This window comes from Limnohabitans lacus (assembly GCF_030053395.1).
Classification (GTDB): domain Bacteria; phylum Pseudomonadota; class Gammaproteobacteria; order Burkholderiales; family Burkholderiaceae_C; genus Limnohabitans_A; species Limnohabitans_A lacus.
The window spans coordinates 451,278-467,110 of record NZ_JASGBH010000001.1 but is presented as its reverse complement, the minus strand read 5'-3'; the positions used below and the strand labels follow the sequence as shown (position 1 = coordinate 467,110).

16 protein-coding genes and 1 tRNA gene are annotated in these 15,833 nt (G+C 59.5%); 2 read left to right on the top strand and 15 right to left on the bottom strand.

Features of this window, described 5'->3' with window-relative positions:
* Window positions 1-2,001 carry an ABC-F family ATP-binding cassette domain-containing protein gene (locus QLQ16_RS02350; RefSeq protein WP_283223065.1) on the top strand — a complete coding sequence of 667 codons (2,001 nt, stop codon included), beginning with the start codon at window positions 1-3 and terminating at the stop codon, window positions 1,999-2,001.
* Between the two features lie 67 nt (window positions 2,002-2,068).
* Here QLQ16_RS02350 and QLQ16_RS02345 read toward each other — a convergent pair whose 3' ends face one another.
* The 7 genes from QLQ16_RS02345 to tolB all read right to left on the bottom strand — a co-directional run bounded on the left by QLQ16_RS02345 (window position 2,069) and on the right by tolB (window position 6,985).
* On the bottom strand, window positions 2,069-2,320 hold the full coding sequence (locus QLQ16_RS02345; protein ID WP_283223064.1) for a hypothetical protein: 252 nt from the start codon (window positions 2,318-2,320) through the stop codon (window positions 2,069-2,071).
* An 87-nt stretch (window positions 2,321-2,407) separates the two neighbouring features.
* A tRNA-Lys gene (locus QLQ16_RS02340) sits at window positions 2,408-2,483 on the bottom strand.
* Between the two features lie 50 nt (window positions 2,484-2,533).
* Window positions 2,534-3,301, bottom strand: coding sequence for a tRNA threonylcarbamoyladenosine dehydratase (locus QLQ16_RS02335; protein ID WP_283223063.1), 768 nt, complete (start codon window positions 3,299-3,301; stop codon window positions 2,534-2,536).
* Window positions 3,302-3,303: 2 nt separating this feature from the next.
* Window positions 3,304-4,416, bottom strand: coding sequence for a YeeE/YedE family protein (locus QLQ16_RS02330; protein WP_283223062.1), 1,113 nt, complete (start codon window positions 4,414-4,416; stop codon window positions 3,304-3,306).
* Window positions 4,417-4,431: 15 nt separating this feature from the next.
* The gene (gene ybgF, locus QLQ16_RS02325) at window positions 4,432-5,193 is read right to left on the bottom strand and encodes a tol-pal system protein YbgF (RefSeq protein WP_283223061.1); all 762 of its coding nucleotides are present in this window, start codon (window positions 5,191-5,193) and stop codon (window positions 4,432-4,434) included.
* Window positions 5,194-5,198: 5 nt separating this feature from the next.
* Window positions 5,199-5,726: a peptidoglycan-associated lipoprotein Pal gene (gene pal, locus QLQ16_RS02320; protein ID WP_283223060.1), complete on the bottom strand. Its 528-nt coding sequence runs from the start codon at window positions 5,724-5,726 to the stop codon at window positions 5,199-5,201.
* A 38-nt stretch (window positions 5,727-5,764) separates the two neighbouring features.
* Window positions 5,765-6,985 carry a Tol-Pal system beta propeller repeat protein TolB gene (tolB, locus tag QLQ16_RS02315; RefSeq protein WP_283223127.1) on the bottom strand — a complete coding sequence of 407 codons (1,221 nt, stop codon included), beginning with the start codon at window positions 6,983-6,985 and terminating at the stop codon, window positions 5,765-5,767.
* Between the two features lie 221 nt (window positions 6,986-7,206).
* On the opposite strand from tolB, the gene msbA reads away from it, so the two are divergent.
* Entirely contained in the window at window positions 7,207-8,991 is a 1,785-nt protein-coding gene (gene msbA, locus QLQ16_RS02310; RefSeq protein ID WP_283223059.1) for a lipid A export permease/ATP-binding protein MsbA, read from the top strand.
* Between the two features lie 11 nt (window positions 8,992-9,002).
* Here the strand turns inward: msbA and rng are convergent, their stop codons facing one another.
* Genes rng through purD form a run of 8 tightly spaced genes read right to left on the bottom strand, consistent with a single transcriptional unit; the run spans window position 9,003 to window position 15,827 of the window.
* A complete protein-coding gene (rng, locus tag QLQ16_RS02305) occupies window positions 9,003-10,472 on the bottom strand; it encodes a ribonuclease G (RefSeq protein WP_283223058.1) in 1,470 nt (489 codons plus the stop codon).
* Window positions 10,473-10,518: 46 nt separating this feature from the next.
* Window positions 10,519-11,121, bottom strand: coding sequence for a Maf family protein (locus QLQ16_RS02300; protein WP_283223057.1), 603 nt, complete (start codon window positions 11,119-11,121; stop codon window positions 10,519-10,521).
* Window positions 11,118-11,585, bottom strand: coding sequence for a 23S rRNA (pseudouridine(1915)-N(3))-methyltransferase RlmH (rlmH, locus tag QLQ16_RS02295; RefSeq protein WP_283223056.1), 468 nt, complete (start codon window positions 11,583-11,585; stop codon window positions 11,118-11,120). Before rlmH ends, QLQ16_RS02300 begins: the two co-directional genes overlap by 4 nt.
* Before the next feature lie 6 nt (window positions 11,586-11,591).
* Window positions 11,592-12,308 carry a ribosome silencing factor gene (rsfS, locus tag QLQ16_RS02290; RefSeq protein WP_283223055.1) on the bottom strand — a complete coding sequence of 239 codons (717 nt, stop codon included), beginning with the start codon at window positions 12,306-12,308 and terminating at the stop codon, window positions 11,592-11,594.
* Window positions 12,308-12,940: a nicotinate-nucleotide adenylyltransferase gene (nadD, locus tag QLQ16_RS02285; RefSeq protein WP_348534147.1), complete on the bottom strand. Its 633-nt coding sequence runs from the start codon at window positions 12,938-12,940 to the stop codon at window positions 12,308-12,310. The genes rsfS and nadD overlap by 1 nt, the downstream gene beginning before the upstream one ends.
* On the bottom strand, window positions 12,937-13,857 hold the full coding sequence (hemF, locus tag QLQ16_RS02280; RefSeq protein ID WP_283223054.1) for an oxygen-dependent coproporphyrinogen oxidase: 921 nt from the start codon (window positions 13,855-13,857) through the stop codon (window positions 12,937-12,939). The genes nadD and hemF overlap by 4 nt, the downstream gene beginning before the upstream one ends.
* Window positions 13,854-14,522 carry a 1-acyl-sn-glycerol-3-phosphate acyltransferase gene (locus tag QLQ16_RS02275; protein WP_283223053.1) on the bottom strand — a complete coding sequence of 223 codons (669 nt, stop codon included), beginning with the start codon at window positions 14,520-14,522 and terminating at the stop codon, window positions 13,854-13,856. The genes hemF and QLQ16_RS02275 overlap by 4 nt, the downstream gene beginning before the upstream one ends.
* A 24-nt stretch (window positions 14,523-14,546) precedes the next feature.
* Window positions 14,547-15,827 carry a phosphoribosylamine--glycine ligase gene (purD, locus tag QLQ16_RS02270; RefSeq protein WP_283223052.1) on the bottom strand — a complete coding sequence of 427 codons (1,281 nt, stop codon included), beginning with the start codon at window positions 15,825-15,827 and terminating at the stop codon, window positions 14,547-14,549.
* Window positions 15,828-15,833 lie beyond the last annotated feature (6 nt).

The following is a 15,833-nucleotide window of genomic DNA, read 5'->3' as shown; positions in this document are numbered from 1 at the left end:
ATGATCAACCTCAAAAACGTCACCCTCCGCCGCGGCACCAAAGTGCTGCTGGACCAAACTTCGGTCACCCTCAACCCCGGAGAAAAAGTCGGCTTGGTCGGGCGCAACGGTGCGGGCAAATCCACCTTGTTTGCCTTGTTCAATGGCACGCTGCACGAAGACGGCGGCGACTTCGAGATGCCCAAAGCTTGGCGCATGGCGCAAGTCGCACAAAACATGCCCGAGACCGACCAGCCGGCATCTGAGTTTGTGCTGGAAGGCGACACCCGCTTGGCCGAGCTGCGCCAGCGCTTGGTGGCCGCCGAAGAAAGCGGCGACGGCATGGAGATGGCGCACGTCTACACAGACCTGGCCGACGCGGGCGACCACGACGCCCTGCCTCGCGCCGAGGCCTTGATTTTGGGCTTGGGCTTTCGGGTGGACGAACTGAACAACCCTGTCAACAGCTTCTCGGGCGGTTGGCGCATGCGTTTGCAACTGGCGCGGGCCTTGATGTGCCCGTCGGACATTTTGCTGCTGGACGAACCCACCAACCACTTGGACTTGGACGCCTTGGTTTGGCTCGAAGCCTGGTTGCAGCGCTACGCTGGCACCATGATCGTGATCAGCCACGACCGCGAATTTTTGGATGCGGTGACCAACGTCACTTTGCACATCGAACACGCCAAGCTGACCCGCTACGGCAGCAACTACAGCGGCTTTGAAATTTTGCGCGCCCAGCAGATGGAGCTGCAACAGGCCTCGTTTGCCAAGCAGCAAGACAAGATTGCCCACCTGCAAAAGTTCATCAACCGCTTCAAGGCCCAGGCCAGCAAGGCCAAGCAAGCACAAAGCCGGGTCAAGGCGCTCGAGCGCATGGAAAAAATCGCCCCGTTGCTGGCCGATGCCGAATTCACCTTCGGCTTCAAAGAACCCAACAACCTGCCCAACCCCATGCTGGCCATCAGCGAGGCGAGCTTTGGCTACCTGGTCGATGGCGAGCCCAAGACCATCGTGCAAGGCGTCAGCAAATCGGTGTTGGCCGGGCAGCGCATCGGCATTCTGGGCGCCAACGGCCAAGGCAAATCAACCTTGGTCAAAACCATTGCCCGCACGATGCCTCAGCTGTCGGGCACCTTGACCGAGGGCAAAGGCCTGAACATTGGCTACTTTGCCCAGCAAGAACTCGATGTCCTGCACCCGCAGGACAACCCGCTGGAGCACATGATCCGCCTGGCCAAAGAGCTCGGTCCCAACAGTGGCGAGCCCAGCCGCGAGCAAGATTTGCGCAACTACCTGGGCACCTTCAACTTCAGTGGCGACATGGTCAAGCAGACCGTGGGCACCATGAGCGGCGGTGAAAAAGCCCGCTTGGTGCTGGCCATGATCGTTTGGCAGCGCCCCAACCTCTTGCTGCTGGACGAACCGACCAACCACTTGGACTTGGCCACCCGCGAAGCGCTGTCCATGGCTCTCAACGAATTCGAAGGCACCGTCATGCTGGTCAGCCACGACCGTGCTTTGTTGCGTGCCGTGTGTGACGAGTTCTGGATGGTGGGCCGGGGCAAGGTCGAGCCCTTTGACGGCGACTTGGACGACTACCAGAAGTATTTGCTGGAAGAATCCAAGCGCTTGCGCGAAGTGGCCAAAAACGCCGCCCGCGACGCCAACCCAGCCCCCGAGCCCATCGCACCCGTTGTGGTCATCGAAGAGAAAAAGCCAGTGGTCATCGAGGTGCCCGCCAACAACTTGAGCAGCGGCGAACAACGCAAATTGGACGCACAACGCCGCCAGCAACAAGCCGCACAAACACGCCCCCTGAAAAAGGAGCTGGAGCAAAACGAGCAGCGCATGGCCGCTGTTGAGAAAGAAAAAGCCGCCCTCGAAACGCTGCTGACCACACCGATCACACCCACCGAAATTGCCGACGCGGGACGACGACTCAAGGCCCTGAGCGACGAGGTGTCCAGCCTGGAAGAGCGCTGGTTGGAATTAACGGCCCAGCTGGAAGCCATGGCCTGAGCCAAACGGCCAGAAAAAAAACCGGACTGCTGTGAAGCGGGTCCGGTTTTTGGAGGTGTTGCAGGCTTCAGCCCCCAACCACTGACCAGCCTGCATGCTGGTCGGCTTTGTTGTTTTCGTATTCCCAGCTGGTGCCGCATCGGTCGCAGCGGTAACGCGTGATCGTGACCGAGGTGCTGTCACGCAACTCTTTACGGTTAGCCCCCTGCACCAATTCAGCATGGCCGGGCGCACGGCGCCAGTTGCGCTGGATGCCTGAGCAAGGCTCGCAAAGCGTCATCTTTTTCAACTCATTTTGAATGTTCTGTTTGGCGCTCATGGCGATGGGCTTGGAGTGGGTTGGTGAAAGGCGTGTTGGGCCAAAGAAAAAAGCACTTTGTATTTTCATACAAAGTGCTTTTCGTATTGGTGGGACCAGCGGGGGTCGAACCCACGACAAACGGATTAAAAGTCCGCTGCTCTACCAACTGAGCTATGGTCCCTATGCTCCAGAGCGGTGCACTGCAGCAAGCCTTGAATTATAGCGTCATTTTTAGGGCTTCGAAAAGCCACCGGCCAAAAAGTTCAGAATTTCAGAGGCCGCACACATGCCAAAAGTGGCCGTCACGCTCACCACCGAGCCATAGCCGTGGCAGTTGAGCGAACCGTCGCCTTCGATGGCGCAAGACGCATCGGGAGGCGCCACCGATTCCCGGCTGAACACGCCCTGGACGCCGATGCGCTTGTCACCTTTGGGGGCGCCGTGGTGCTTGCGCAAGCGGTAACGCAGCTGGGCCAACAAGGGGTCATGGGTGATTTTGGACAAATCGTCCACATCCACCTTGTGCGCCATACGCTTGCCACCAGCAGCCCCCACGGTGATGAAACCGCACCGTGTTTGCAAGGCCCAGTGCGCCATGGCGACTTTGGCTTTGACTTGATCACAAGCATCGATCACCGCATCCGGCATGGCCGGCAAAATCGCAGGCCAGTTGTCAGGGCCCACAAAATCATCGACCGCATCGACCTTGCACTGAGGGTGGATCAAGGCGATCCGGTCGCGCATGGCCTGCACTTTGGCTTGTCCGGTGGTGGTGCTCAGCGCATGGATCTGGCGGTTGATGTTGGACTCTGCAATGTGGTCCATGTCCACCAGGGTCAGCCGCGCCACACCGCTGCGGGCCAAGGCCTCCGCAATCCAAGAGCCCACGCCACCGATGCCCACGACCACCACATGGGCCTGACGGATGCGCTGGGCACCGTCCATGCCATACAGCCGCTGCAAACCACCGAAACGGCGTTGCTCTTCTTCGCTGGACATCATCATGATGACGCTTGTGCTCGGTGGATTTGCCATTGCAAGGTGAGCACGGCCCCCAACACGATGCCCGCCACCGCCAACATGCTGGCCCAACTGAGCGTCGACAGACCCGACAAGCCCTGCCCCACGCTGCAGCCCATGGCCATGACCGCGCCCACGCCCATCAAGGCACCGCCCAGCAAATGCAGTGACAAATCTGAGATCCGCGTGAAACCTTCCCAGCGCAAAGAGCCCTGCTGCCAAGCACTGACCCATGCCCCGAACAGCACACCCGCCGCCAAGGCCATGCCCAAGTTGACACGCTTGCTGCCATCGCTGAAGTACATGAAGGCATCCAGGGTATAGGCCATCGGTGCCGTGAAGCTCAAGGACTCCATGCGGCCGCTGGCGCTTGTCAAAAACACAGCCTCCAGGGTTTCCGGATGCTCGGGCACAAAGCCCACCACACCACTGAGCCACCACACCACCAGCACGACCAACGCACTGGCCAAACCAGGCCACCACTGAGCTGCTTGCCGGAAGTCACGGTCCTTGAAGACCCACACCAGCAAAGCCAAGGCCACCAGGGCCGATGAGGTCGCCACGCCTACGCTCAAAGGCCAACCGGCCAAGGCACTGAGCGATTGCCCCGCAAAGGGCGAGGCCAGGTCGAGGGAAACTTTGTCGAGCACCTGCACCCGAAAAACACCTGGAAGGCCGCGCATGGTGGCCAAGGCAAAGATGCCCATGCTGATGAGCACCACCAAGGATTTCAAGTTACCGCCGGCCAACCGCACCAAATTTTTGCTGGTGCAACCCGAGGCCAGGACCATGCCCACACCGAACAGCACGCCACCCAAAACAAGCGTCAAGCCGTTCAAGGGTGTGCCGCCATAAATGGTGTTGAGCGGGCTGATCCAGCCCATGGCCGTCATGAAGCCAAAGCCTAAAGCCGAGAGCGCCACCGCCAAGACCCATTGGCGCAATCGTGTGCTGCTGCCCATGATGAGCACATCGCTGATGGCGCCCATGGTGCAAAAATGGCTGCGGTGCAAGACCACGCCCCACACTGCAGAAACGAAAAAAGAAAGGCCCAGCACCCACAGGGTCTGGGCCTGCAATTGCGCCATCGTCATCGGCTCAACCTTGAGTTAACGCAAGCGCGTCAAGCGATCACGGGCCGTATTGGCCGCTTCAGATGCAGGAAAAGCCTTCACCAAGTCCTCCAGCGATTTTCGTGCACCTTTGAGGTCCTTGAGCTCCAGCTGGACATTCGAGATGGCCAGCATGGCTTCAGGGGCGCGAGCATGGGTCGGCGCCACCGTCAGCAATTGCTGGAAATTGGCCATGGCGTCTTTGTAACCCTTGTTGGCGTATTGGGCATTGCCCAGCCAAAACAGGGCCGAAGGCGCGTAACCGCTTCTCCCATTTCGCTGCAAAAACTGAACCAAGGCCGTTTGGGCGGCCACAAAGTCGCCTTTGCGGAATATCTCCATGGCCGATTCGTAATCTCGTTTTTCTGCCGGCTCGGCCAAAAACTCCAAACCATCAACGCTGACCTTGATCGGCTCGAACTTGCGCAAACGGGCATCCACACCCGCAGCAACATCCTTTTGACGTTGCTGCACTTCAGAAACATCACGGACCAAGGTTTCCTGAGCACCACGGGTTTGAGACACATCACTGCGCAGACTCTCGATTTGCGACTGCAAGTCGAGCAAAGAGCGGCGCAATTGCGCGTTTTCTTCACTCAAGCTTTTGTTGGATTGGTCCAGACGTTGGCGCAAATCCAAAATGGCACGACGGGCCTCGTCGTCTTCAAACAGGGCCGCTTGTGCTGTGCAAGCCACACCTGCCCATGCCAGCATCACGGCCAGACGGGACAAGAACTTCAAGTTCAGGATGGTTGCCATGGTGATCAGTAACGGATTTCAACGCGGCGGTTTTTGGCGTAGTCGGCTTCGCTGGCACCTTGTGCAGCAGGTTTTTCCTTGCCGTAGCTCACCGCCTCCATCTGCGCATCCGAGACGCCCAACAGCGTCAGGGCTTGGCGAACCGCTTCGGCGCGCTTTTGTCCCAAGGCCAGGTTGTACTCACGGCCCCCGCGCTCGTCTGTGTGGCCCTCGAGATTGGCCTTGCGTTGCTTGTTCGCTTGCAAGAAGCGGGCATGCGACTCGATCACAGGTCGGGCTTCGGCGCGCACCACAAAGCTGTCGTAATCGAAAAAGACGACATGGGCAACACCCGCTGGGCCTGTGCCGCCCACCGACTTGTCTGTCAAAACACCTGCAACGCTGTTTTGACCGTCACCAATGCCTTGGCTGGTCGCACCCGATGAAGATGTGGCGGTTTTGTCTTCAACTGGGACATCGTCCAATTTCACGCCAGAAGCGCAACCTGCCAGCAAAGCCACCATCAACAAACCTGCCCAAAAACTCTTTTTCATAATTTACCTCTTCTGACCCATTGAAAAAAAACAAAAACTTATTTGCGCAAAGGACCCCAATGGGGTTCGCGGATGTCACCACCTTGGCCTGACAATCGCGCTTTGATGCGGCCGTCCAGCGTGGTGGTCATCAAGGCCTCTTGACCCTGCTGCACCGTGGCATAAACCAGCAAGCGGCTGTTGGGCGCAAAACTGGGACGCTCGTCAGCGCTGGTGTCGGTCAAGGGCGTGACCTGACCCGAATTCAAATCCATCGCATGCAAGCGGAACGAACCGCCACTGCGCGAAACAAAAGCCAGCCACCGGCCATCGGGGCTGAGCGCGGGCGAAATGTTGTAGTTGCCGGCAAAGGTCACACGCTCTGCGGGACCGCCTTGCGAGGGCATGCGGTAAACCTGGGGACTGCCGCCGCGGTCACTCACAAAATACAAAGCGCTGCCATCGGGCGTGAACACCGGCTCGGTGTTGATGGCGCCCGCCTGTGTCAATTTGCGCGGCTCGCCGCCCGCCAGATCGATGCGAAACAATTGCGAGCCACCATCACGGCTCAAGGTCGCGACCAAGGACTTGCCATCGGGTGCCCAAGTCGGTGCACTGTTGGAGCCCTTGAAATTGGCCACCGCACGACGTTGACCGGACAGCAACTCATGCACATACACCACAGGTTTGCGTGACTCAAAGGACACATAGGCCAAGCTTGCACCATTGGGCGCCCACGTCGGTGAAATGATCGGCTCGGGGCTACTCAATGCCGCTTTGGACCCGTCGCCATCAGAGTCGGCAACCCAAAGGGTGTATCGCCCTGAGGATTTGGTGACATACGCGATGCGCGTGGCAAACGCGCCTTGAACACCCGTGAGCTGCTGGTACACCCAATCGGACATGCGGTGCGCAGACAAGCGCAAATCCGCAGGTACCACGGTTTCACGAAATTCTGATTTTTCCTGGCCCTTGACCGCGTCCCACAGGCGTGCTCGTATGTCATATCGGCCGTCGGCCAGACGCGAGACCGAACCAGCCACCAGCGCTTCAGCCGACTGCTGACGCCAAACAGACCAGTCCGGACGACTGAGTTCGTCAAGCTGGGTACTGCCCGCAGGCAACCCTTTGAATTGCCCGCTGCGCTCCAAGTCGGCCTGGACGATGGCCGCCAGCTTTTGCGGGGATTGGGCTTCGCCCTTGAAGGGTGCAACCACCACCGGCAATTGGGTCATGCCCACGCCCGAAACTTCAACGCGAAACTGCGCCCAAGACGGCATGGCACCACCCAACAGCAGAGCCAACGCGATCAGCCCATGGGAGCAACGGTTTTTTGGGTGAAAAGGCAACATGTCAATTAAGTGGAAAATCGCCTGGGAAGGCAGGCCCTGATCGTACACCTTTCAAGCACCATTTCTGTGCCGTAACCGCGATGAAAATGGCTGACAGATGACAGGCCTGAGGGGGCGGACATGAGCGGCTGCTTACAATCGAATCAGTCATGAACACCAAAGACACCCCCGCCTCCGCCCCCAGCATCCGCAGCCGATTGCTGAAATTGGCCCCTTATTTTGCCCGCCAGCGGGGTGTATGGGCTTTGGCGATTGGGGCCACCATGATCGCGGCCCTGACCGAACCCATGATCCCTGCGCTGTTCAAACCGCTGTTGGACCAAGGTTTTTCGGGCAATGGTATTCCGATCTGGTCGATCCCTGTGGTCGTTATTGGTTTGTTTGCCATCCGCGGCATCACGTTTTTCCTGGCGCAGTACGCGCTGGCACGCGTCACCAATGACGGCATGGAAAAACTGCGCAACGACCTCTTTGCCCAATTGATGAAGGCCGATCTCAGCCTGTTCAACCGCCAATCGGCCAGCGCCCTGTCCAACACCGTGGTCTATGAGGTCATGAATGGTGCAAGCCAATTGATTGCCGCGGTGATCGGTTTGAGCCGTGACGGATTCACCCTGATTGCTTTGGTGGCCTACCTGATGTGGCTCAACTGGAAGCTGACTTTGGTCGTGTTCATTGTGGCACCGGCACTGAGTTACATCATGAAGGTCTTGTCCAAACGCCTTTACCGCCTGACCCGTGAAAGCCAGGAGTCCACCGACGCACTGGCCTACGTGGTCGAAGAAAACGTGCTAGCCCACCGCATGGTCCGTTTGCACGGGGCTCAAGACCAGCAAATGGATCGCTTTGCGCAACTGGGCAAAAACCTGCGTAAATTGGCCCTCAAGTCCACGGTGGCTTCAGCAGCCATGTCGCCCTTGACGCAAATCATGTCGGCCATCGCCTTGTCCTTGGTGTTGGTGATTGCCTTGATCCAAAGCCGCGACATCGGCTCAGGTGCCACCGTCGGCGGGTTTGTGGCCTTCATCACCGCCATGTTGATGCTGGTCTCCCCCATCAAGCGCTTGGCGGAGGTGGCCAACCCCATCACGCGCGGCCTGGCCGCCTTGGAGCGCGGCCTGGCCTTGATGAATGATGCCCCGGAAGAAACCCAGGGCACGCACGAGGCCGAGCGGGCCAAAGGCGCCATCGAGTGGCAATCGGTGAGCCTGCAATTCAAACCGGACAGCCCCCCTGCCCTGAACCAGGTGTCTTTGAAGGTCCAGCCGGGTGAAACAGTGGCCTTGGTGGGCAGCTCAGGCGCAGGCAAGACCACGCTGATCCAGCTCTTGCCCCGCTTTTTGAAGCCCACACAAGGGCAAGTCTTGATCGATCAGGTCCCCGTTCAAGAATGGACTTTGTCCAGCCTGCGACAACAAATCGCCATGGTCAGCCAAGACGTGGTCATGCTCAACGACACCTTGGCGGCCAATGTGTGCCTGGGCATGTCCGCAGACCGTGAGCGCATCCAAAAGAGCCTGGAAGCGGCCAATTTGTGGACGCACGTGAGCCAACTGCCGCAAGGCATGGACACGGTCTTAGGGCACAACGCCAACCAGTTGTCCGGCGGCCAACGCCAGCGACTGGCCATTGCCCGCGCTCTTTACAAGGATGCACCCATCTTGATTTTGGACGAGGCCACTTCGGCTTTGGACAACGAATCAGAACGGCTTGTTCAAGATGCCTTGCAAAAACTCATGCAAGGCCGCACCACCCTCATCGTGGCGCACCGTCTGTCCACCATCGAGCATGCTGATCGTGTCGTGGTCATGGAAAAAGGGCAAATGGTGGAGCAAGGTTCGCCAGCGGCGCTGCTCAATGCCGGCGGGGCCTATGCCCGCTTGCACAACCGCGGCGAGTGGGTGAGCCCAGAAGACTTGGCACCCAAGGCCTGAAGCCACCCGGCTTAAAGCAGCACGATGTCGTACTGCTCGGGCCCCATCCCACTTTCGACTTGCAAAGAAATCGGTTTGGCGATGAAGTCGGACAAACCGGCCAAATGCTGGCTCTCTTCGTCGAGCAGCAAATCGATGACCGCAGCGCCCGCCACCACGCGGAACTCGCGTGGGTTGAACTGACGCGCTTCACGCAAAATCTCGCGCAAGATGTCGTAAGCCACCGAACGCGCTGTTTTGACAATGCCCTTGCCTTGGCAACTGGGGCAAGGCTCGCAAAGCATGTGTGCCAAAGATTCGCGGGTGCGCTTGCGTGTCATCTCCAGCAGGCCCAGCGAGGAAAAGCCGCCCGCCATGGTTTTGACCCGGTCTCGCGAGAGTTGCTTGCGAAACTCGGCCAAGACCGCATCTTGGTGGTCGGTACGCGACATGTCGATGAAGTCGGCAATGATGATCCCGCCCAGATTGCGCAGCCGCAACTGCCGGGCGATGGCTTGGGCGGCCTCCAGATTGGTTTTGAAGATGGTGTCCTCAAAATTCCGAGCCCCGACATAGCCGCCGGTGTTCACGTCCACCGTGGTCAAGGCCTCGGTCTGGTCAATGATCAGGTAGCCGCCTGACTTCAGATCGACACGGCGGCCCAAAGCGCGGGCAATTTCTTCGTCGATCGCATACAGGTCAAAGATCGGCCGCTCACCCTTGTAGTGCTGCAAACGCTCGGCCGCTTTGGGCATGAACTCGCGCCCAAACGCCACCAACTGGGCGTATTGCTCTTGCGAATCAATGCGGATGCTTTGCGTGAGTTCCCCCACCAAATCGCGCAATACGCGCTGCAACAAAGTCAGGTCTTGGTGCAAGATGGACGTAGGCGGCAATCGCATCGAAGCATCCTTGATGCGTGCCCAGGTCTTGCGCAGGTAGGCGATGTCGTCTTGCAATTCTTCATCGCTGGAGTCTTCGGCGTTGGTGCGCAAAATGAAGCCACCGCCCGCAGGTCCCACCAAGCCCTGCAAGCGTTGACGCAGCGCATCGCGCTGGTCCGAAGGGATTTTTTGCGACACACCGATGTGATCGTCTTGCGGCAAAAATACCAAGTGGCGACCAGCGATGCTGATTTGGGTCGACAAGCGAGCACCCTTGGTGCCCATCGGGTCCTTGATGACCTGCACCATGATGGCCCGGCCCTCAAACACCTGTTTTTCGATCGGCACCAGCGGCTGACCGGTGCGGGCTGAGGCATCGCCATCGGTGTGCTTTTGCCACACATCGGCCACATGCAAAAAAGCGGCTTTGTCCAGACCAATGTCGATGAAAGCCGATTGCATGCCAGGCAAGACGCGGGCCACTTTGCCCAGGTAAATATTGCCCACCAAACCGCGTTCCAGCGTGCGCTCCACGTGCAACTCCTGCACAGCGCCGAACTCCACCACGGCCACGCGTGTTTCCTGCGGGGACCAATTGACCAAAATATCTTGTTGCATGGATCGCTTCAGGTGAATGAGAAAAGTCGGCCTCGCTCAGAAGCGCTCAGCAGGCCACGCCCACCGAACGCAACAGCGCTGCGGTCTCGAACAGTGGCAAACCCATGATGCCTGAATAACTGCCGCGGATCTGTTCAATGTGCGACGCGGCCCTGCCCTGCACACCGTAGGCGCCGGCTTTGCCCATGGGCTCACCACTGGCCACATAAGCTTTGATTTGCGAAGCCGTCATGGGCGCAAATTGCACCCAGGATTCGGACACGGCCTGAACGCGCTTGCGCCCTGATTGAATGGCCACGGCCGTCAACACCCGGTGGGTTTGCCCCGACAGCTGCTGCAAGATGCGACGGGCATCGGCCTCGTCGGCAGGTTTGCCCAAAATCTCGCGGCCCAAAGCCACGGTGGTGTCGGCGCAGAGCACGGGCGCTGCGGGCAAGCCCAAGCGCTGGAGACGTGCCACGGCCGCGTCCAGCTTCAAGCCTGTGACGCGTGCCACATAACGACCCGGCGCTTCACGCCCCCGGACGACTTCGAGCGCCTCGGCGTCTTCCGCAGGATCGGGCAACAAGAGTTCATGGGCAACGCCGATTTGGGTGAGCAACTGACTGCGGCGAGGGCTTTGCGAAGCCAGGTAAATGAAGTCGCTCATTCGCGGTGGTAAGGGTGGTTGGCGTTGATGGACCAGGCGCGGTACAGCTGTTCGATCAGCAAGACACGGGCCATGGCGTGGGGCAAAGTCATGTCGGACAAACGGATGCGCTCGTGCGCAGCTTGACGAAACTCTGGCTCCAGACCGTCGGGCCCGCCAATCACCAAGGCCACATCGTCTCCCCCCAACTGCCAAGAGGTCAGTCGCGTGGCCAAAGCCTGTGTGGTGAGGTTGGTGCCGCGCTCGTCGAGCGCCACGATGCGGGTGCCACGGGGAATCGCCGCCTCGATGCGCTGGCGCTCAGCCGCATACAAGGTGGCGAGGGTTTTGGAGCCGCGCGGCTCGGTCTTCACAGCCTTGAGCTCAACCTTGAGCTCGGGCGGAAAACGCTTGGCATAGTCGTCCCAGGCGGTCTGCGCCCAGTCAGGCACACGCTGGCCGACCGCGACGATCAGCAGCTTCATGAAAAATCAATCGGCTTTTCGACGGGTGGGCACTTTCAGCGCCTTGCGAGCGGGCGTTTGGGCAGCGGCTGTTTTGGCGGCGGCTTTGGGCGATGGCTTGCCCACGGTTTTCACGGTGGGTTTGGTGCTGCTCTTGGCGGCTGCTTTGGGCGCAGCAGATTTGGCCGCAGTTTTAGCAGGCGTTTTTGCCGCAGTTTTGGCAGCAGGCTTGGCCGATTTGGCCGGTGCCTTCAAGGCCACCTTGGACTTGGGGGCTGGTTTGGCTGCGCTGGTTTTGGCTGCCGCTGTTTTGGCTGCCGATTTCTTGGCTGCAGCCTTGCGGGCAGGTGTCTTGGCCTCAGGGGTTGCGGGTTTGGGCGCACCGAACTTCAGGCGCACAGGCTTGTCACCCCAGATTTCTTCGAGGTTGTAGTAAGTGCGAATGGTGGGCTGCATGATGTGCGCCACAGCCGAGCCGCAGTCCACGATGATCCATTCACCGTTGTCTTCGCCTTCGATACGGGGCTTGCCGAAACCGGCTTCGCGCACCTTGTCGCGCACGCTGGCGGCCAAGGCTTTCGTTTGGCGGTTTGATGTGCCCGACGCGATCACCACACGTTCAAACAATGGAGAAAGGTGCTCCGTGTCAAAGACCTGAAGGTCTTGTGCTTTCACGTCTTCCAGGGCGTCCACAATGGCACGCTGGAGTTTTTGAATATCTTTTTTAGCAGCGGTATCGGTCATCAATGGGGCCTGTAGAGGTGGTGTTCGTGAATATAGCGCTCAACAGCGGGCGGCACCAGACCTTCGATGTTGCGGTCTGTGGCCACCAGCGCACGGATGTCCGTGGCACTGTGAGGCATGAGCGGCATCGACAAAGTCTGGATGCGCGCATCAAAGGGTTGGGGGGCAGTTGCCGAGGTCTCCGCGCTGGAATCACGCCACGCTGGAACGGCGCCATCGCGGCCTGCGGCACAAATTATAGCCAGCCGGGCAATTTCCTCGATCTGCCGCCACGATGGCAGGGACCTGCGCTGGTCATCGCCAATCAATAAAAACAGCTGCGCCTGTGGAAACTGCGCCTTCAACTCGCGCAAACTGTCCACCGTGTAACTGGGGCCTTGCCGCTGCAATTCGCGCTCGTCCACCACCACTTGGGGGACCTGGGCAAAAGACAGACGGGTCATGGCCAAGCGATCTGCCCCGTCAGACAAGGCTCGCGGCTTGTGCCAAGCCTGCCCCGTGGGCAACACGCGAACTTGGTCAAGTTGAAGCTGAGCAATTGCCGCTTGCACCAGTGCCACATGGGCCGTATGTGGCGGGTCAAACGCCCCGCCAAAGACGCCCAGTCGCATGGGGTGCTGTGCAGCGCTCAAACCCAGTCCTTGGGCACGAGGAAGTGGCTGAGCAGTTTTGCCTCGGGCGACCCCGGCTCATCTTGGCGTTGGTAAGACCACCGCACTTCGGGCGGCATGGACAGCAAAATCGACTCGGTCCGGCCGCCCGACTGCAAGCCAAAATGCGTGCCCCGGTCCCAGACCAAATTGAACTCCACATAGCGGCCACGGCGGTAGAGCTGGAAATCGCGCTCACGCTCGCCATAAGCCATGTCTTTGCGGCGCTCCACAATGGGCAAATAGGCTTTGAGCAAAGCATCGCCCACGCTTTGCAGCATGGCAAAGCTCTGGCCCATGCCCAACTCGGAGAAGTCGTCAAAGAAAATACCGCCAACGCCGCGCTGCTCATGGCGGTGCTTGTTGCAAAAATAGTCGTCGCACCAGGTTTTGAAACGAGGGAACAGGCCTTCGCCAAAAGGTGCCAAGGCGTCTTTGCAGGTCTGATGGAAATGCACCGCATCCTCGTCAAAGCCGTAATACGGCGTCAGGTCCAAGCCACCGCCAAACCAGGCCACAGGCGCCCTGCCCTCGGGCTTGGCCGCGATCATGCGCACGTTCATGTGGACGGTGGGCACATAGGGGTTGCGCGGATGAAAAACCAGCGACACGCCCATGGCTTCAAATGCCGAGCCCGCCAGTTCGGGGCGGTGCTGTGTGGCCGATGGCGGCAGCTGCGGCCCACTCACATGCGAAAAACCACAACCGGCTCGCTCAAAGATCGGCCCACCTTCCAAGATCTGGGTGATGCCATTGCCCTGCAATTTTTCGCCAGGGTCTTTGGTCCAGTGGTCCACCACAAAAGGCGTGCCGTCGATGTCGGTCAGAGCCTGCGTGATGCGGGCCTGCAAGCCCTGCAGGTATTGGCGCACAGCGCCCAGATCAATGGAATCGTTCATGAGTGCAAGTTTTTGTTGTTGTCCACATCGGTCGCAGACGCGGTGGATGCCAAGGCCTCGTTTCGCGCAGGAGGGCTCCACGGGATCACGGGCGCTGCCTGAAGGGCGTTGTACCCTTTGACCCCCTCAAACACCTGGGCCATGTGGGCGTAGTCGGCTTCCACATCGCCCGACAGTTTGAAAAAATCGACCAAGGACAGGGTACGCGTGCCCCAATCGAGCTTGACCATCGCCAAGGGCACATCAGCCCCTTTGGCCACTTGGTAAAAGCCGCTGCGCCAGCCGGGGGTCGGGCTGCGGGTGCCTTCAGGGGCCAAGGCCAGCCAGAGCAGGCGGCCTTGCTGCTTGTGTTGTTCAAACACCTGCACCATCTCGCCTACCACGCCTTTGGGCGAGCTGCGGTCGATCGGCACACCCCCCACCCAGCGCATCCAAGCCCCCATGATGGGAAATTTGAACAGGCTGTCTTTGCCCCAAAAATTCGCCGGAATGCCCAGGGCCCATTTGGCCAAGATGCCCACCGGAAAATCCCAATTGCTGGTGTGCGGATAAACAATTGCCACACCCTGCAGCGTGGGAAATCCTTCAAAGTTCAAACGCCAGCCAAAGGCTTTCAAAATCCAACGCGCCATGCGCGAACCTTGGAAAGTCACGGGGTGTGTCATGGGTAAGGGCCTTTCAAGGGCGCTTCAATTTTTGATGGCGCGATAGCCAATGTCTTTGCGCATTTGCATGCCGTCAAAAGCGATGGTGCTGGCGGTTTGGTAGGCCTTTTGTTGCGCTTGGCGCACCGAGTCGGCCAGGGCTGTGACGCACAACACGCGCCCACCCGAAGTCAAAATCTGACCTTCTTTTTCGGTGGTGCCCGCATGAAAGACCATGGCGTCTTCCGCGTCTTGCGGCAAGCCGCTGATCACATCGCCTTTGCGCGGGTTGAGCGGGTAACCGGCAGCGGCCATCACCACACCCAGGGCCACACGGCGGTCCCATTCCAGATCGATCTTGTCCAGCCCCTCCGAGGTGGCGGCCAGCATGACTTCCAGCAGATCAGACTTCAGGCGCATCAAGATCGGCTGCGTCTCGGGGTCGCCCATGCGGCAGTTGAATTCCAGCGTCTTGGGTTTGCCCTGCTCGTCAATCATCAAGCCGGCATACAAGAAGCCGGTGTAAGGGATGCCGTCCTTTTCCATGCCCTTGATGGTGGGCATGATGACTTCACGCATGGCGCGGGCATGCACCTCGGCCGTGACCACCGGTGCGGGCGAATAAGCCCCCATGCCACCCGTGTTGGGGCCTTGGTCGGCGTCCAGCAGACGCTTGTGGTCCTGGCTGGTGGCCAAAGCGGCGACGTTTTTGCCGTCGCACAGCACGATGAAGCTGGCCTCTTCGCCATGCAAAAATTCTTCGATCACCACGCGGGCACCACCGGCGTTGTGGGTCACACCCAGGGTGTTGTCCACCAGCATGAAGTCGATCGCTTCGTGCGCCTCGGCCAGGCTCATGGCCACGACCACGCCTTTGCCTGCGGCCAAGCCATCGGCCTTGACCACGATGGGTGCGCCCTTGCGGTCCACGTATGCATGAGCCGCCACCGGGTCGATGAAGGTTTCAAACTCGGCCGTGGGGATGTTGTGGCGTTCCATGAACGCTTTGGAAAAAGCCTTGGAACTTTCCAGCTGCGCGGCTTTTTGGGTGGGGCCAAAAATGCGCAAACCATGTGCGCGGAAATCGTCCACGATGCCAGCAGCCAGTGGGGCCTCAGGCCCCACCACCGTCAAACCGATCTGGTTGTCTTGTGCCCATTGGCGCAATTGCGGGATGTCGGTGATGGGCACGTTCACCAAATTCCTGTCGCGGGCCGTGCCGCCATTGCCCGGCGCCACATACACCTGTTGCACCCGGCTAGATTGAGCCAATTTCCAGGCCATGGCATGTTCACGGCCACCATTGCCGACCACCAAAACTTTCATCAGATG

Excerpts from the sequence above, each read along its gene's own strand:
- QLQ16_RS02300 (WP_283223057.1), bottom strand. The coding sequence starts at position 11,121 with ATGAGCGACTTCATTTACCTGGCTTCGCAAAGCCCTCGCCGCAGTCAG.
- pal (WP_283223060.1), bottom strand. The coding sequence starts at position 5,726 with ATGAAAAAGAGTTTTTGGGCAGGTTTGTTGATGGTGGCTTTGCTGGCA.
- tolB (WP_283223127.1), bottom strand. The coding sequence starts at position 6,985 with ATGCCGTCTTGGGCGCAGTTTCGCGTTGAAGTTTCGGGCGTGGGCATG.
- QLQ16_RS02350 (WP_283223065.1), top strand. The coding sequence starts at position 1 with ATGATCAACCTCAAAAACGTCACCCTCCGCCGCGGCACCAAAGTGCTG.
- QLQ16_RS02275 (WP_283223053.1), bottom strand. The coding sequence starts at position 14,522 with ATGACACACCCCGTGACTTTCCAAGGTTCGCGCATGGCGCGTTGGATT.
- ybgF (WP_283223061.1), bottom strand. The coding sequence starts at position 5,193 with ATGGCAACCATCCTGAACTTGAAGTTCTTGTCCCGTCTGGCCGTGATG.
- QLQ16_RS02335 (WP_283223063.1), bottom strand. The coding sequence starts at position 3,301 with ATGTCCAGCGAAGAAGAGCAACGCCGTTTCGGTGGTTTGCAGCGGCTG.
- hemF (WP_283223054.1), bottom strand. The coding sequence starts at position 13,857 with ATGAACGATTCCATTGATCTGGGCGCTGTGCGCCAATACCTGCAGGGC.
- QLQ16_RS02330 (WP_283223062.1), bottom strand. The coding sequence starts at position 4,416 with ATGACGATGGCGCAATTGCAGGCCCAGACCCTGTGGGTGCTGGGCCTT.
- QLQ16_RS02345 (WP_283223064.1), bottom strand. The coding sequence starts at position 2,320 with ATGAGCGCCAAACAGAACATTCAAAATGAGTTGAAAAAGATGACGCTT.
- rlmH (WP_283223056.1), bottom strand. The coding sequence starts at position 11,585 with ATGAAGCTGCTGATCGTCGCGGTCGGCCAGCGTGTGCCTGACTGGGCG.
- rsfS (WP_283223055.1), bottom strand. The coding sequence starts at position 12,308 with ATGACCGATACCGCTGCTAAAAAAGATATTCAAAAACTCCAGCGTGCC.
- purD (WP_283223052.1), bottom strand. The coding sequence starts at position 15,827 with ATGAAAGTTTTGGTGGTCGGCAATGGTGGCCGTGAACATGCCATGGCC.
- msbA (WP_283223059.1), top strand. The coding sequence starts at position 7,207 with ATGAACACCAAAGACACCCCCGCCTCCGCCCCCAGCATCCGCAGCCGA.
- rng (WP_283223058.1), bottom strand. The coding sequence starts at position 10,472 with ATGCAACAAGATATTTTGGTCAATTGGTCCCCGCAGGAAACACGCGTG.